This is a genomic window from Actinoplanes octamycinicus, from assembly GCF_014205225.1.
GTDB classification, from domain to species: Bacteria; Actinomycetota; Actinomycetes; order Mycobacteriales; family Micromonosporaceae; genus Actinoplanes; species Actinoplanes octamycinicus.
In genome coordinates, this window is the sequence record NZ_JACHNB010000001.1 from 8,574,893 (window position 1) to 8,590,721 (window position 15,829).

Consider the following 15,829-nt stretch of genomic DNA (forward strand, 5'->3'; position numbering starts at 1 on the left):
GTCAGGCGACCGCGCGGGTATCCCGGCGCAGGCCGCGCAGCACCAGCAGGAACCAGACCAGCGCGGTCGCCCCGCCGGCCCACCGGATCGCCAGGGTCAGCGGGGTCTCGGCGAGGCCGGCGACGCCCAGCGCGAGCAGCACGCCGAGGGCGAGCTGCAGGCGGATCCGGACCGGTGTGGGCGGGATCGCCGACCCGCGGCCGAAGGCGAGCAGGACCAGGAACAGCAATCCGTACGCGACCAGCGTCGCCCCGGCCGCGCCGGCCAGCCCCCACACCGGCACGAAGAGCAGGTTGAGCAGCACGTTCACCACCGCGGCGAGGATCGTGGCGGTGGCGGTCAGCACGGTCCGGCCCTGGGCGGTCAGCGCCTGGACCACGGCCAGCTGCGCGGTGAACGGGATGGCCGCGAGCAGCACCAGCGCCATCACGAAGCCGAGCTGCTCGGTGTGGTACGACGCCGGCGCCCAGAGATGCGCGACCAGCGGCGCCCCGAACGCGAAGCCGGCCAGCACCGGCACCATCAGCCGGTACAGCGCGTCCCGGCCGGCCGCCACCGCGGTCCGCCGCTCGGTCTCGTCGGCGATCCCGAAGAACCGGGGCATCCACGCGCTGTTCAGGATCGACAGCAGCAGCATCGGCATCGACGCGACGTTGTAGGCGACCTGGTAGCGGGCCACCTCCTCGGCGCTCAGCTGGGCGCCGATGATCAGCCGGTCCGAGGTGTTCAGCAGGAAGGTGCTCATCTCGGCCGGCACCAGCGGCAGCGCGAACCGCAGCGCCCGGTCCAACAGGTCGCGCTGCCACCAGCCGGTCCAGGCCGGGCGGGCCAGCAGGATCCCGGTCAGCGCGGCCGCGCCCTGGGCGCCCACCGCGCAGGCCAGGAAGACCTCCGCCGAGGGCCGGTAGAAGTGGATCGCCGCGAGGCTCGCCACGTTGAGCACCACCGACTGGAAGAAGGTCACCGAGACGAACGCGGCCAGCCGGTCCTGGCTGCGCAGCAACGCCAGGGTCACCGCGGTCGCGGCGGCCGCGCCGGCCCAGAGCACGCCGAGCCGGACCGGCCGGAGATCACCGGACAGGCCCAGCGGGGCGCTCCACCAGGCCGCCGTGACCCAGCCCAGCACCGTGACGGCCACGGCGACCAGCAGGGCCGCGGCGGTGAGCCGGCGGGCGCCGAGCGGGTTGCGGCGGGCGGCGTACTCCCGCTGCACCGCGGACTGCAGGCTCAGCCCGGCGAACACGAAGATCACCTGGTGGATGGCGATCGCCGCGGTGACCGTGCCGTACTGCCCGACGCCGAGGACCCGGGTGATCAGCGGCGTGCAGAGCGCCGCGAAGATCAGCTGGGTGGCGTACAGGATCATGTACAGCGATTCCCGACCCAGCAGCTTCGCGAGGTGACCGCGAGTCTGCGCCGTGTCGGTCACCGTCACGAGGTCACCAGTTCGTAGATGGTGACGCCGCCGTCCGCGTAGATCCGCTTGAACTGCGGGGACGCCGCGACCGCCCGTTCCAGGTCGGCCAGCGCGCCGTCCGGGGTGAGCTGGAAGACGTGGGCGTACCGGGTGAGGATCGGCGCGAAGATGACGTACCCGTTCGCCGAGTAGTTGTTGATGATGTATTTGATCTGGTCCACGTCCTCCGGCGAGCCCAGCGCGCGGTACCGCATCACCTCGGTGCGCAGCAGGTTCGGGTCGTCGTCGGACTTGGGCCCGCGGAACTCGTAGTAGTTCGGCGCGCCACGCAACGGTGTGCCCGGCGCGGCGGCGACCAGCACGCTGCCCGGGGCGGCGTTGCGGTAGAACCAGGCCATCGCCTGCGCCTCGGACCGGCTCACCAGCGACAACTCCGCCGAACCCAGCCAGGCCGGGACGAACAGCGCGGCGGACAGCAGCAGCACCAGGCCGGCGGCGACGCCGGCCGGCGCCCGCCGGCGGGTCGGCACGGGTTCGCGGGCGACCAGCAGGGCGACCGCGATCGAGGCCCACGGCAGCCAGAACAGGATCACCCGCAGGATGCCCTCGCCGCCGTAACCCTGCCCGAACAGCAGGGCGAACGGCGAGAAGGCCGCGACCGCCAGGCCGACCGCCAGGCGCAGGTCCATCCGCCGGGCAACCCAGACCAGCCCGGCGCAGCCGAGCAGCAGGAACGCGGTCAGCGCCCGGCCCGCCCAGCCGTTGATCCGCTTGCCGAGGACCGGGCTGACGTCGTACGTCGCCAGGTGTGCCGCGTTCTTGAACGGGTTGAGCCCGCTGAAGATCCCGTAGCGCTCCTGGATGTAACCGAAGTGGAAGACCAGGTAGGCGGCCGCGACCGCGCCCAGCGCCAGCGGCAGCCACCAGGGCCGGATCCGGCCGAGCAGGACCAGCGCGGTCACCGTCAGGATGATCATGAACGGGGACAGCTGGTGGCTCACCACGACCACCGCGAACAGCACGAGCAGCACGGTGATGGCCCAGGCCCGCGGCCACCGCCCGCCGTCGATCCGGGACGCCGCGGTGACCGGCCGGCGGACCAGCCGGCCGGCCCAGCGCTCGGCCAGCCGGCCGATCGGGGTGGGCCGGCTGTCGCCGAGGTGCCGGACCGCGATCCAGAAGATCGCCAGCGCCAGCGTGTAGGTGAAGGTCTGCGGGGAGTAGTACTCCTGGCCGACCCAGTTGGCCGTGACGAAGATGGTGGCGGCGGCCCAGCCGATCCGCCGCCGCCCGGTGAGCGCGGTGCCGATCCCGGCCACCAGCACGCCGTGCACCAGCGGGAAGACCACCTCGAACCAGCCGACGTAGCTCTCCGGCGTGGCGGTCCCGGTGATCCAGGACAGGAACGCGCCGAACGCGAAGAACCCGGGCCACCGGTGGTAGATGTCGATCGACCAGTCCACCGAGCCGTGCGCGGTGATGTACTCGGTGACCCCCATGTGCTTGTAGACGTAGGGGAAGTCGGGGGCCTGGGCGAGGAACGGCATGGTGCCGTAGAGCAGCAGCACGATGGCGGCGACGTAGGCCACCGCCAGCGGCGCCCGGAACACCGGGGCGACCATCGAGCGGGCCGCGCCGATCAGGACCAGGGCGAGTCCGGCGTACCAGAGCCAGGGCAGGGCCGGCAGCAGCCCGTAGTCGCCCAGATCGCTCACGTCCAGGCCGCGGATCGCGGCGAAGGCGACCGGCAGGCCGAGCAGCGGCAGCCAGGCGAGCAGTTTCCCGGCCGGGCGGGCCGGCCGGGGCGCGGTCAGCACCACGGTACGTTCGGCGTCGGCGAGCGTGGTCACGCGACCACCGCCGTCAACCGGCGGCGCAGGTCGAGCCCGAGCAGCACGGCCGAGACCACGCCGAGCACCGCGCCGAGCACCGCGGGCTGCCAGCCCAGCCAGAGCATCGGGAAGGCGCCCAGCGCCACCACGCCCAGGCTCAGGCTGATCGCGATGCCGAACCACTGGCCGGCGTCGCCGATCGGGAGCAGGGTGAGGATCGCCCCGCCGGGCACCAGGCAGACCGCGACCAGCGCGACCGCGGTGCGCAGGCCGGAGCTGCCGGCCTGGGTCAGCACCGCGGTGGCGGCGAGCAGCAGGAGCAGCAGCACGTCCGCCGCGGTGTGGAAGCGCCGGTTCACGCGGCGGCCTTCCGGGTCCCGCGGGCCCGGCTCTGCCAGTAGGCGAACGGGCCGCGAGCGACGCCGGCCAGTTCGAGCAGGGTCAGCGACACCGGGTACGACCGGGTCCGGCCGGCGTTCTTCGGGCTCCCCGGGGCGAGCAGGTGGCGCAGCCCGGCGGCCAGCCGGCCGGTCAGCTCGCGGCGCTCCTCCGGGCTGGTCGCCCAGCGCTTGGCGACCATGGCCGCCATGCCGACGCCGTAGCTGTGGATCTGCCGGCGCAGCGACCGCTCGTCCGGGTGGTGGCGGTGCCAGACCAGGGCGGCCGGTTCGTAGCGCAGCATCCGGCCGGACCGGACCACGCTGAGGTGGATGTCCAGGTCCTCGCCGCCCAGCGCCGGGGTGCCCATGCCGAGTGTCTCGTCGAAGCCGCCGAGCGCCCGCAGGTCCGCGGCGCGGAACGAGCTGTTCGCCCCGGTCCCGAAGACCCCGGCCGCGTACGGGTAGAGCGCCCCCGGCCCCCGGTGCTCCCCGAGGTCGAAGTCGCGCACCTGGAAGCCCTTGGCGAACCCGCCGAACTCCTCGAAGATCAGCTGCGCCGGGGTGGCCAGCTCCAGCGGCAGGATCAGCCCGGTGACGCAGGCGATCCGCTCGTCCGCGGCGAACGCCGAGGTCAGCGACTCCACCCAGCGGCTGTCCAGCACCACGTCGTCGTCGGTGTAGGCGACGATCTCCCCGGTGGCCGCGGCCAGACCCGCGTTGCGCGCCCGGGACAGGCCCGGCTGCGGCTCGCGCACCAGCACCACCTCGGTGAACCCTTCGGCGGCGAGGAACTCGGCGACGCCGGAGGTGGCCGGCCGGTTGTCCACCACCACGGTCTGCACCGGCGCCACGGTCTGCGCCCGCACCCCCCGCAGGGTCCGGGCCAGCGACTCGCTGGCCACGCAGGTGGTGACCACCACGGTGGCGGTCGGCACCCGGCCGGTCGAGCCGGCCGGGCCGGCCAGGGCCGCGGCGTCGGGCGGCGCCGCCCGCCGGACCAGCGCCGTCACCTCGTCCGGGGTCAGCCCGCCGGCCGGGACGGTGATCGGCAGGAAGGCCACCGGCCGGCCGGCGTCGCGGACCAGGAGGCGGACCGGCCCGCTCTCCCGCAGCGCCGGTGCGGGTTCGGTGAGCTCCAGCTGAGCGATCCGTACCATCGAGGCTCCTTGTGGTTGGTGCTGCACGGGGATGTTCGGCGGGACCCGCCGCGAGGTGAGCGGAATGATCAGCGGGTCAGGCTGCCGCGCAGGTAGCCGGCGCCGGTGGCGGCCAGGCCGCAGAGCACCGCCACGCCCGGACCGGCGGCGGCGAGCCGGCCGCGGGCCACGCCGAGCAGGCTGCGGCCGACGGCGCGGGGCAGGATCCGGGTGACGTACCGGCGCTCGGTGGACAGCGCGTCGCCGGAGCCGACCAGCCGGGACACCATCGCCTTGGAGACGCCCTCGCTGTAGCACCGGCTCAGGAAGTACCGCCAGGTCGTCCGGTCCGGGGTGACCCGGTGCCGCACCCGGGCGTCGGGCAGGTGGTAGATGACCGCGCCGGGCAGCTGCTGCCGGACCCGGATGCACAGCTCGGTCTCCTCGCAGCCCAGCGGCAGGGTGCCGACCCGGCCGACCTCGGTGGAGAACGGGCCGACCCGGTCCAGCACCCCGCGCCGGAACGCCATCACGGCGCCGATCACGTTGCGGACCTCGGCGCGCCGGGTGGGCAGGCCGACGTAGGCGCAGCCGACCACCCAGTCGAACTCCGGCGGGAACCACCACGGCCGGACCGCGGCCGGCCAGGCCGGCAGCGGGGTGCCGCCGACCGCCACCACCCGCTCCTCCTCCATCGCCAGGACCATCGCGGCCACCATGCCCGGCTCGGCGGTGGCGTCGTCGTCCAGGAAGATCACGATGTCGTGCCGGGCCGCGGCGACGCCGGTGTTCCGGGCGCCGGACAGGCCCTGCTTGCCGGTGTTCGACAGGATCCGCAGCCACGGCGTGCCGGCGAACCGGGCCTCCAGCCCGGCCCGCAGCTCCGCGTTGTGGTCGACCACCAGGATCACCTCGTCGCGGCCGCCGAGCTGCGGCCGGACCGAGTCGACCGCGGCCAGCACGTCGTCCCACCGGCGCATCGTGTAGGCGCAGATGAGCACCGAGACCGGCTCGCGCAGCGGCGTGCCGTAGGTCCGCGCGACCGGGGTGTACACGTGGTGATCCGTGGTCATCAGGCCGCCGTTCCTAGGAATGGATGAACAACCGAGGACGAGAAGACATACCTGCGGCACGCAACATGCTGCACCGATCCGGTGGGAAATGGTTTTCGCCGAACGTGCGGGGGTCGCGCACCGCCCGGCACCGAACACTCATCGCAATGGCCGCGGGACGTCATCCGGCCGCTGCCCGACCGTCCGGCTCCCTCCGCCGTTCGGAGGTATTTGGCCAGCTCAGAGCCGTTGCGGGGAATGACGCAGAACGGCCGGCAAACGGCGGGCGGGCGACAATCACCCACCACGCGGCAATGCGGACAGCACGGCGGCGACAAACGCAGTGATGCGCGAAAAGGACGGGCGGCGATGAATTCGCCAATCGCCGCGATCGGGAGTGGAACTCCCGGTCGGCTACGTCACACCGCGAACGGGTGCGGCACCGGACGGCCGCGGTGCCGGGCGAAGCGGACCGCCCGGTACGCCGTGGTGATCAGGCGTTCACCGCCCCACGCGGCCGGCCCGTCGCCGGCCAGCACCGCGGCGACCTGCCCGCGGGTGGACGCGGCGTGCACCGTGTAGCGGGCGATCGCGAACGGGTCGTCGGCCCGGTGGGACAGCGCGTTCTTCACCGCGAACGCGGCGGCGAACCCGGCCGCCCGCACCGCGGCCACGGTCTGCCGCCGGTGACTGCCGTGCGGGAAGGCGAACGCGGTGACCGGCCGGCCGAGCAGGTCCTCCAGCGCGCCCCGGCTGGCGCCGGCCTCGTCCCGCGCCGCCCGGCGGCCGAGCAGGTCGAGGTGCGGGTGGGTGACCGAGTGCGCGCCGATCTCGACCGGCCCGGCGGCCGCGAGGTCGCCGATCGCCGCCGCGGAGAGCATGCCGGTGGTGCCGATCCATCCGGTGGTGACGAAGAGCGTCGCGGGCAGGCCGAGCCCGGTCAGGATCGGCAGCGCCTCGTCGGCGAAGTCGGCGAACCCGTCGTCGAAGGTGATCAGCACCGGCCGGGCCGGCAGTTCCGCCTCACCGCGCAGCGCGGCGGCGTACCGGGTGGCGGTCAGCGGGGTGCGCCCGGAGGCCACCACGGCGGTCATGTCGGCCCGGAAGTCGTCCGCCGAGACCTGCCACGGATCGTCCCGCCGGGTGGCCGACACCGAGTGGTACAGGAGCACCGGGACCAGGCCCGATGTCCCTGAACCGGTGTCGGACGGCGGCATCGGGCACTCCTGAGGTCAGGTCAGCGGGGACGGTTCGCCGTAGGAGATCGGCCGAAGTCGCCGGCACCTAAGATCATTTGACGTACGCCAGGCCGTCGCTCACCACCGCCGGGCGGCCGGAGGTCCCGGCGACCACGATCATGACGGTGTGCTTCTTGCTGGTCAACGCCTTGACCCAGAGGGCCTGACGGTACTTCGTCGAGCCGGCCTTGGTGTCCACCGTGGCGACCTTCTTGCCGTCCAGGTACACGTACGCCTTGCCGGTGCGCGGCCCGCGGGAGAAGAGCAGCGCCGCCGACCGGCCGGTGAAGGTGTATGTCAGCTTGGCGTTCTTCTTGCTCGCGGTGAGCGCCTTGCCGCTCAGGTACGAGCCGGACGTCCGCTTGGTCCAGGCGCCGGTCTTCTTCGCCTTGGTCTCCGCGACGTAGAGCACCGACTGGGTCGCCGAGGCGGCCCGGGCGTTGCCGGCCACGTCCCGGGCGGTGACCGTGTAGCCCAGCTTGGCGCCCGGTTTGACGGTGGTGGCCCAGCTGCTCGCGGTCCCGGCCAGGGTCGCCGCGCGCGGCCGGCTCACCACGACCGAGCCCATCCGCAGGTTGTCCCGCGCGGTGAAGCCGACGGTGACCGGCGCCGCCGCGCTGGTGTACGTGCCGGTGCGCAGGCTGACCGCGGGGACGGTGATGGTGGGCAGCGTGACGTCGCCGTAGACGGTGGCGTTGATCCGGGCGGAGCTGCCCGAGGTGTGCACCGCGATCACGGTCACGTAGTGCCCGCCCGGCGGGATCGCCAGCTTGACGCTGCGGGCCGCGCCGTCCAGCTGGCTGACCTTGGCGCCGTCCAGGTAGACGTTGATCCGGGCGACGTCCGCCGCGGTGGTCGCCATGGTCCAGGTCAGGGTGGCGGAGTTGCGGACGTACCAGGCCCCGCCGGCGTAGCCGCCGCCGGTCAGCGAGGTGAGCCCCATGCCGGTGACCATCAGCTGCGACTTGGCCCGGATGGCGGGCAACCGGGCGTACAGGTTGGCGCCCGGGCAGGCGGTGGCGTCCAGGTCGCGGTGCCCGGACAGCCGGGGCAGGGTGACCTTGGCGCCGGCCTTGAGCTTGTCGTTGGTGGAGCCGGCGGTGAAGGTGGCGCTGCTGGTCGGGTTGTAGCCGTACTTGCCGAGCCGGGCCGCGGCGACCTGCGCGACAACCGTCTCGACCGGCTCGGTGGACGGCGCGGTCTCGTAGTTGCCGATCACCGAGATCGCCGCGTAGTTGGTGTTGAAGCCCTGGGTGTGCGCGCCCACCACCGGGTTCTCCACGCCGCCGCGGCGGCCCTCGAAGAGGGTGCCGCACTTGTCCAGCAGGTAGTTGTAGCCGATGTCCGACCAGCCGTTGCTCTTCACGTGGTAGCTCTGGATGCCGCGCACGATCGCGGCCGACTCGGCGCAGCTGTAGTCGTTGGTGGTCGCCGTGTGGTGCAGCCAGAGCGCGCGGACCTCGGTACCCACGTCGATCGACTTGACGATGGTCTCGTCGGCGCTCCACGCCTTGCGCGAGACGTAACTGGGGAACTGCGCCTTGACCGGCACCGTGGAGGTGGGCGCCGCGGTCTGCGCCGGCGTGGTGGTCGCGGTCGTCGTGGTGGTCGCGGCGCTGGACGGCGCGCTCGCGCTCGCCGGGCCGCTGGACGGGGCGTCCGACGCCGCGGTCGGCAAGTCCGCGGGCGGGTCCGACGGCTCCACGCCGGCCGGCGCGGAGGGCGACGGCGACGCCGACTCGTCCTCGGTCAGCACCATGCCGCCGCCCTTGCCGCCGGTCTCCCGGCCCGGGTCGATCAGGTCGAGCCGCAGCCCGGCCAGCAGGCCCTTGCCCTGCCCCTGGATCCGGGTGGCCACCCCGTCCGAGTCGCCCACCCAGAGCGGGTCGGTGCCGCCCCGGCGCCCGGACCCGGCGGCCTCGGCGCCGTCCGGCCCGATGTCGCTGACCGACAGCGGCTCCCACCCGGACCACTTGCCGGTGGCCACGCTGCGGGTCCGCACCTGGATCGTGCCGTCCGGCCGGTCCGCCGGGTCGGCCCAGGTCACCCCGAGCAGGCTGAACCGCTCGGTGTCCCGCTGCGGCACGCCGCTCGGGGTGGCCACGTCGACGGTGTGCAGCGCGGTCTTGATCCGCGGCGGCTCCGGCCGCGGGTCCGGCGGCAGCACGGTGACCCCCGCGGCCACCGTGCTGTCCCCGGGCCCGGACGGCCAGGTGAGCGCCGCGACGCCACCCCCGGCGGCGAGCACCGCGACGGCGGCGCCCCAGCCGATGGCCAGCTTCCGATTCATTGACAACCCCCGTGATCGTTTCCGGCCGATGGAGGCTACCGGATCGGTCCGGCCGGGGGCGGCCCCGGCTACTCGGTGCCGAGCGCGGTCACCGGGCTCACCTTGGCCGCGCGGCGGGCCGGCAGCACCCCGGCCAGCGCGGTCAGCGCCACCAGCACCAGGAACGCGCCGGCCAGCTGCCACACCGGGATGGCCAGCGGGGCGTTCACGCCGATCGCCTGGATGGCCAGCCAGGCGTACGGGACGCCGAGCAGCAGCCCGAGCACCGCGCCGATCACGCCGTACAGGCCGGACTCGGCGGTGAGCATGGCGCGCAGGCCGGCCCGGGACATCCCGATCGCCCGGAGCAGCCCGGACTCGCGGACCCGCTCGACCACCGACAGCGCGGTGGTGGCGCCCACCCCGACCACGGCGATCAGCACGGTCAGCCCGATCAGGCCCAGTGCGATGGCGAGCAGCGCGGTCAGCGACGCGTTCAGCTCGTCCCGCTGGTCGGCCAGGACGTTCACGGCGAAGTCCGGGTTGCCGGCGCTGACCGCGCGCATCGCCCGCAGCCCTTCGGTACGCCCGCTGTCCCCGTCGTGCGCCGCGTCGGCGAGCACCCCGCTGGCTGCCGGCCCGACGCCGAGCGCGGTCAGGTCGGCCGGCGCCACCAGCAGCCCGGTGTGCAGCGGGGCGTCGTCGCCGAGCACCGCGGCCACGGTCAGCTCGGCCTTCTTGCCCTTGCTGGTGACCGCGACCCGGTCCCCCACGCCCAGCCCGGCCAGGTCGGCGACGTAGCCGGCCAGCACCGCCTTGCCGGGACCCAGATCGTCCACCGAGCCGTGCTTGACGTCCAGGTCACGCAGCCGGGGCAGCGCCGCCATGTCCAGGTCGGTGACCGCCAGGTCCTCGAGCTGGCCGACCTTCGCGGTCGCGATCCGCCGGTACGAGACCACCCGGGTCAGCTCCCCGCTGGCCTTGGCCTTCTCCACGAACCCGGCCGGCAGGGTGACCCCGGCGCCGCCGGTCAGCTCGAAGTCGGCCGGGGCGGACGCGGCCAGCTCCCGGTCGCCGAGCACCCGGATCGACGCGCCGCCGACCAGCACCCCGGCGGTCAGCGTGACACCGAGCGCGACCACCACCGACACCGCGGCGGCCCGGCGGGCGCTGCCGCCCACCCCGCCGATCGCCAGCCGGCCGACCGGGCCGAACCGGCGCAGCGGCCAGCCGGCCACCGCGAGCACCGGCCGGACCAGGACCGGGCCGAGCGCGATCAGCGCGATGAAGGCGAGGGCGCCGGAGGCCACCACGGCCAGCAGCATGCTCTCCGCGTCGTAGTTCTCGGCGTCCGGGCCGGGCAGGTTGGCGAAGACGTACCCGGCCAGGGCGACCGCCCCGGCCAGCGGCAGCAGCCCGGCCGCCCAGCGCAGCGCGCCGATGCCGGTGCGGGCGCCGGTGCCGGCGGCGGCGCGCAGCGCCTCCAGCGGCGCGACCCGGGACGCGGAGATCGCCGGGGCGAGCACCGCGACCACCGAGATCACCATGGCCAGCAGGACGGTGCCGATCGCGGGCAGCACCGGCAGGCCGGGCCCGAGCACCTTCCAGCCGAAGCCGCGCAGCACGGCCGGTACGGCGTGCCCGGCGGCGAGCGCGGCCAGCACCCCGACCGTGCCGGTGAGCAGTCCGGTCAGCGCGCCCTCGGCAGCCAGCGCGCGGAACATCGCGCCACGGCCGGCGCCGACCGCGCGGAGCAATGCGAGCTGGCGCATCCGCTGGGCGAAGACGATCCGGAAGGTGCTGGCGGCGATCAGCCCGGCGGCCGCGACGGCGATCGCCACGAACATCCCGACCACGGCGAACACCTGGTCGATCTGGGCGGCCCGGGAGCGGGCCTCGGCGAGCCGGACGTCGGCCCCCGTGGCCACGTCCGGTCGCTCGTCCTGCTTGACCCCGGCGAAGATCGCCGACACCGCGGCCGACACCCGGTCCAGGTCCGCTCCCCCGTCCAGGTCGATGTCGACCTGCTGGAGGTACGGATCCGGCACCAGCCCGGTGACCGTGCCGGCCGGCGCGTACGCGTCGTACCCGAAGTCCTGCGGCGGCTCGACCACGCCGACCACCGTGAGCGGCACCTTCTTGCCGGTGCCCGGGTCGACCGTGGCGGTCGAGCCGACGGTCAGCCCGAGCAGCTGCACGGTCCGCGGCGTCACCGCGATCTCGCCGGCCGCGCTCGGGTACCGCCCCTCGGTCGGCGTGACCAGGGCGAGCGGCCCGCTGCCCGGGTCGGCGGTGAGGTTCAGGTACTGCCCGCCGAACTGGGCGCCGATCGCGGTCCGGGCGGCGGTCCGGGACACCCCGGGCAGCGCGGTGATCGCGGCGAGCTGCTTGTCGGTGATCGCCCCGTCGCGGACCACCAGGTCGACCGCCTCCGGGGTGCCGCTGAGCCCGTCCAGCACGCTGCGCTCGGTGATCTGCTGGGCCAGCACGGTGGCGAACACGACGAACGAGGCGACCAGCACCGCCAGCCCGGTGAGCAGCATCCGGGACGGGCGACGGGCGACGCCGCTCAGCTGCGTACGCAGAATGGTGTTCATCGCCCGGCCGCCAGCTGGTGCAGCGCGGCGGTGACCGACGCGATGTCCGGATTGTGGATCTCCCCGGCCAGCTGCCCGTCGGCGAGCAGCACCACCCGGTCGGCGTGCGCGGCCGCGCCCGGGTCGTGGGTGACCATCACGATGGTCTGGCCCAGGTCCCGGGTCGAGGCCCGGAGCAGGCCGAGCACCTCGGCGCCGGACTTGGAGTCCAGGTTGCCGGTCGGCTCGTCGGCGAAGAGCACCTCGGGCCGGGAGACCAGGGCCCGGGCCAGCGCCACCCGCTGCTGCTGGCCGCCGGAGAGCTCGCTGGGCAGGTGGCCGAGCCGGCCGCCCAGCCCGAGCGTGGTGACCAGCCGGTCCAGCAGCTCGGCGTCCGGCTTGCGGCCGCCCAGGTCCAGCGGCAGCGTGATGTTGCGCTCCGCGGTGAGCTGCGGGAGCAGGTTGAACGACTGGAAGACGAAGCCGATCCGCTCCCGGCGCACCTTGGTCAGCACCTTGTCGCTCTGCTTGGTCAGGTCGCTGCCGCCGAGCAGCACCTGGCCCGAGGTGGCGGTGTCCAGCCCGGCCAGGCAGTGCATCAGGGTGGACTTGCCGGAACCGGACGGACCCATGATCGCGGTGAACCGGGCCCGCTCGAAGCCGACCGTGACTCCGTCCAGGGCGCGGACCGCGGTGTCGCCGGCGCCGTACACCTTCACCAGGTCGACGGCCGCGACCGCCGCGAGGGCGTCGCGGCCGAGCGGGGGTGAGGACTGCGTCTGCATGAAAGCTCCAACCAAGCGGGGAGAATCCTGTGAATTCGACGGGACGAATCCTGTTCGATCTCCGCGGCCCGCACATCGGTCCCCGGGCAGGCTCGGCGGTGGGCCGGGTCTAACTTTCGGCCGATGGAGCCGGGGAGCCGGCCGCCTACGCTGGGTCACGATGAATCGCGTTCTTATCGGTGTCCTGCAGGTCGCCGGCCTCGGTGCGATGGCCGTGATCGGCCTCTTCGACGTCTCCGCCGGGCTGACCGAGAGCCCGCTCTTCGCCATCCAGGTGCTGCTCGCGATGGCCGTGGCCGCGGTCTGGCTGCCGCACTACAAGCCCGGCTCGACGTTCCTGCCGCTGGCCGCGATCGCGGTCTCCGGGATCTCCCTGCTGGTGACCGCCGCCCTGGCGGTCTATCAGCCATACAGCGGACTGTGGGGTCTGGCCGAGTCGGCGGCGCTGCTGGTGGTGCTGACCCTGGTGGCCCGCAATGCCCGGCCGGACCTGGCGGTGCTGGCCCTGGTCGCCGTTGGGGCCGCGGTCAGCGTGATGCCGCTGCGCGCCGGCCACTCCACCATCTACGGCACGTTCTGCCTGGTCCAGGCGCTGGGTGCGGCCGGCGCGATCGGCCTGGGCGTGGCGCTGCGGATGATCGCGACCAACCGGCAGCGGGCGCTCGACACGGTCCGGGCCGAGCAGCGCGCCGAGTTCGCCCGGGACCTGCACGACTTCATCGCGCACCACGTCACCGGGATCGTGGTGCAGGCGCAGGGCGCGCGGTTCATCGCCGAGCAGGACCCGCAGCGGGTGCTGCTCGCCCTGGAGCAGATCGAGCAGGCCGGCACCGAGACGATGGCGTCGATGCGCCGGATGGTCGGCGTGCTGCGCGACCCGGAGCAGTCGCCGGACGCCCCGCTCGCCCCGGTCTCCGGGGTGCCCGAGCTGGTGCCGCTCGCCGAGCAGTTCACCGCGGCCGGTGGCCCGCCGGCCCGGCTGCACCTGGAGGGCGATCCGTACGGGTTGCCGGTGGAGGTGTCGACCTCGGCCTACCGTGTGGTGATGGAGGCGCTGACCAACGCCCGGCAGCACGCCCCGCAGGCCACCGCGGTCGACATCTGGGTGCGCCGGGCCCGGGACCAGCTGCTGATCCGGGTGGCCAACGACGGACCGCCGCCGCGCCCGTCACTGGACCGCCCGGGGTACGGTCTGGTCGGCCTGACCGAACGGGTCCGTGCCGCCGGCGGGCGGATCGTGTCCGGGCCGGGCGTCGACGGCGGCTGGGTCGTCGACGCGGTGTTCCCCCTGTAACTGGAGTGGATCTTTGATACGTGTGTTGGTCGCCGACGACCAGGCGATGGTCCGGACCGGCTTCGGCATGATCATCGGCGCGCAGCCGGACATGGAGGTGGTCGGCGAGGCGGCCGACGGCGTCGAGGCGGTGGAGCTGGCCCGCCGGCTCCGGCCGGACGTGGCGCTCTTCGACATCCGGATGCCGAAGATGGACGGCCTGCAGGCGCTGCGGCTGCTCGCCGGCCCGGGCGTCGCTGACCCGATCAAGGTGGTCGTGGTGACCACCTTCGACCTGGACGAGTATGTGCACCAGGCGCTGCGCAACGGCGCGGCCGGCTTCCTGCTCAAGGACTCCGGGCCGGCGCTGCTGGTCGAGGCGGTCCGCGCGGCGGTCTCCGGGGACGCGCTGATCAGCCCGTCGATCACGGTCCGCCTGCTGGAGCACCTGTCGCACCCGGCGCCGGCCGGTGACGACGGCGGCCTCTCCCCGCGCGAGCTGGACGTGGTCCGCCTGATCGCCCGCGGCCGGACCAACACCGAGATCGCCACCGAGCTGTTCATCTCGGTCGGCACCGTGAAGACCCACCTGGGCAGCGTCCAGTCCAAGCTCAGCCTGCGCAACCGCGTCGAGGTCGCCGCCTGGGCCTGGGAGCACCGTCTCGTGAGCTGACCTTTTTCAGGACCACATTTCGCGTACGAAGAGCAGCGGCGCCCGCCCGGTCATCGGGAAGGCGCCGCGGCTCTCGTCGTTACTGTGCCGTCTGCCGGCTGGTCAGCCGGGCCGCCACCGGCGGCTCCACCGGCTTGTTCTCGGCCGGCCGGATCTGCGAGACGATCTGCCGGGCCGCCGCCCGCGCCGGGTGCAGCCGGTGCCGGATCAGCCGGGCGCCGATCCGCATCCGGGCGCTGCGCGGGATCGGCGTGACCGGCTCGTACCCGAAGTAGGTCAGCCGGTCGCCGAACGCGGCCTCGCACTGCTGGACCTCGTCCGCGGTGAGCCGGGACCGCCAGCTCTGCACCCGCTCGGTGGTGACCTCGCGGTGGGTCAGCTTGTGCCAGGTCTTGTACTCCGGCACGGCCACCGAGGCGAGCTTCTGCGGGTTGGTCATCTCCGGGGCGAAGTCCTCCTCGAGGAACTCGCAGATGCCGCGCAGATGCGGCTCCGGGTCGGCCACCAGGTCCTCGTAGCGCACCTGATGGTAGACGTCCTTCGGGTAGCGCCGGGCGGCGAGCAGCGAGGCGTCCGCGGACTGCGTCCAGTACGAGATCAGCTTGTCGAACTCGTTGCCGCTCCACGGGGTTTCCTTGAGCGAGGCCACGCAGTCCCGGCCGTCGCGCATGATGTTGATGATCTGCGCGTCCGGGAAGAGCCGCAGGATGGTCGGCAGGTGCCGCAGGTACAACGGGCGCTTGTCGCCCCAGCGCGGCTTGCCGAACCGGTCCGCGTACAGCTTGAAGACGGTGCCGAGCGCCGAGCCGAGCGTGGGCGGCGCGGCGACGATGGCGTCCACCGCCCGCTCGCGGTCCAGTCCGAGGTCGTCGAACTGGTGCGTCTCGACGATGTACTCGCCGAGCGCCCGCCGGTTCGCGGCGTCGTTCAGGTCGCCGAACTTCTTGCGGTCGGTGTATGCCGCGAGCAGGAACCGGGTCTCCGGCGGCAGCGCGATCCGCGGGTGCGCGTGCAGCATGAGCTGCAACATCGTGGTGCCGGAGCGTGGGCACCCGACGACGAAGATCGGCCGGTCGTTAGGCATGGCGACCACCGTAGGTGAGGCCCACTGGGTTTGTCCGCCCCAGCGCAGTCATGTCGCTCCTCTCTTGGTCCCCCCACGATCTTGAGGACTTCGCCAACATTTCGCAAAGTTCCT

Annotated in this window: 12 protein-coding genes; 2 read left to right on the forward strand and 10 right to left on the reverse strand. The window is 73.7% G+C overall.

What is annotated here, in order from left to right; translation table 11 throughout:
• Position 1: 1 nt before the first annotated feature.
• The 9 genes from BJY16_RS38835 to BJY16_RS38875 form a co-directional block, all read right to left on the reverse strand.
• The gene (locus tag BJY16_RS38835) at positions 2-1,435 is read right to left on the reverse strand and encodes a lipopolysaccharide biosynthesis protein (RefSeq protein ID WP_185044512.1); all 1,434 of its coding nucleotides are present in this window, start codon (positions 1,433-1,435) and stop codon (positions 2-4) included.
• Positions 1,432-3,267 carry a hypothetical protein gene (locus tag BJY16_RS38840; protein WP_185044513.1) on the reverse strand — a complete coding sequence of 612 codons (1,836 nt, stop codon included), beginning with the start codon at positions 3,265-3,267 and terminating at the stop codon, positions 1,432-1,434. The genes BJY16_RS38835 and BJY16_RS38840 overlap by 4 nt, the downstream gene beginning before the upstream one ends.
• Positions 3,264-3,608, reverse strand: coding sequence for a hypothetical protein (locus BJY16_RS38845; RefSeq protein ID WP_185044514.1), 345 nt, complete (start codon positions 3,606-3,608; stop codon positions 3,264-3,266). The genes BJY16_RS38840 and BJY16_RS38845 overlap by 4 nt, the downstream gene beginning before the upstream one ends.
• Positions 3,605-4,786 (reverse strand): glycosyltransferase family 2 protein, encoded by a 1,182-nt coding sequence (locus BJY16_RS38850; RefSeq protein WP_185044515.1) that lies wholly within the window; start codon positions 4,784-4,786, stop codon positions 3,605-3,607. The genes BJY16_RS38845 and BJY16_RS38850 overlap by 4 nt, the downstream gene beginning before the upstream one ends.
• Positions 4,787-4,854: 68 nt before the next feature.
• Positions 4,855-5,838: a glycosyltransferase family 2 protein gene (locus BJY16_RS38855; RefSeq protein ID WP_185044516.1), complete on the reverse strand. Its 984-nt coding sequence runs from the start codon at positions 5,836-5,838 to the stop codon at positions 4,855-4,857.
• A gap of 398 nt (positions 5,839-6,236) precedes the next feature.
• Positions 6,237-7,034, reverse strand: a complete 798-nt coding sequence (locus BJY16_RS38860) for a polysaccharide deacetylase family protein (RefSeq protein ID WP_185044517.1) — start codon at positions 7,032-7,034, stop codon at positions 6,237-6,239.
• Positions 7,035-7,107: 73 nt separating this feature from the next.
• Positions 7,108-9,345: an N-acetylmuramoyl-L-alanine amidase gene (locus BJY16_RS38865; protein WP_185044518.1), complete on the reverse strand. Its 2,238-nt coding sequence runs from the start codon at positions 9,343-9,345 to the stop codon at positions 7,108-7,110.
• A gap of 68 nt (positions 9,346-9,413) precedes the next feature.
• Positions 9,414-11,921, reverse strand: coding sequence for an FtsX-like permease family protein (locus BJY16_RS38870; protein ID WP_185044519.1), 2,508 nt, complete (start codon positions 11,919-11,921; stop codon positions 9,414-9,416).
• A complete protein-coding gene (locus BJY16_RS38875; protein ID WP_185044520.1) occupies positions 11,918-12,685 on the reverse strand; it encodes an ABC transporter ATP-binding protein in 768 nt (255 codons plus the stop codon). Before BJY16_RS38875 ends, BJY16_RS38870 begins: the two co-directional genes overlap by 4 nt.
• Before the next feature lie 160 nt (positions 12,686-12,845).
• Between BJY16_RS38875 and BJY16_RS38880 the strand changes: the two genes are divergently transcribed.
• Together BJY16_RS38880 and BJY16_RS38885 are read left to right on the forward strand one after the other, a co-directional pair.
• Positions 12,846-13,979: a sensor histidine kinase gene (locus tag BJY16_RS38880; protein WP_185044521.1), complete on the forward strand. Its 1,134-nt coding sequence runs from the start codon at positions 12,846-12,848 to the stop codon at positions 13,977-13,979.
• 13 nt (positions 13,980-13,992) lie between these two features.
• A complete protein-coding gene (locus BJY16_RS38885; protein ID WP_185044522.1) occupies positions 13,993-14,631 on the forward strand; it encodes a response regulator in 639 nt (212 codons plus the stop codon).
• Between the two features lie 79 nt (positions 14,632-14,710).
• Here the strand turns inward: BJY16_RS38885 and BJY16_RS38890 are convergent, their stop codons facing one another.
• A complete protein-coding gene (locus BJY16_RS38890) occupies positions 14,711-15,715 on the reverse strand; it encodes a sulfotransferase family protein (RefSeq protein ID WP_185044523.1) in 1,005 nt (334 codons plus the stop codon).
• Positions 15,716-15,829 lie beyond the last annotated feature (114 nt).

Bases quoted from the DNA above. Each gene is read 5' to 3' on its own strand.
- BJY16_RS38850 (WP_185044515.1), bottom strand. From the start codon at position 4,786: ATGGTACGGATCGCTCAGCTGGAGCTCACCGAACCCGCACCGGCGCTG.
- BJY16_RS38855 (WP_185044516.1), bottom strand. From the start codon at position 5,838: ATGACCACGGATCACCACGTGTACACCCCGGTCGCGCGGACCTACGGC.
- BJY16_RS38860 (WP_185044517.1), bottom strand. From the start codon at position 7,034: ATGCCGCCGTCCGACACCGGTTCAGGGACATCGGGCCTGGTCCCGGTG.
- BJY16_RS38865 (WP_185044518.1), bottom strand. From the start codon at position 9,345: ATGAATCGGAAGCTGGCCATCGGCTGGGGCGCCGCCGTCGCGGTGCTC.
- BJY16_RS38870 (WP_185044519.1), bottom strand. From the start codon at position 11,921: ATGAACACCATTCTGCGTACGCAGCTGAGCGGCGTCGCCCGTCGCCCG.
- BJY16_RS38875 (WP_185044520.1), bottom strand. From the start codon at position 12,685: ATGCAGACGCAGTCCTCACCCCCGCTCGGCCGCGACGCCCTCGCGGCG.
- BJY16_RS38880 (WP_185044521.1), top strand. From the start codon at position 12,846: ATGAATCGCGTTCTTATCGGTGTCCTGCAGGTCGCCGGCCTCGGTGCG.
- BJY16_RS38890 (WP_185044523.1), bottom strand. From the start codon at position 15,715: ATGCCTAACGACCGGCCGATCTTCGTCGTCGGGTGCCCACGCTCCGGC.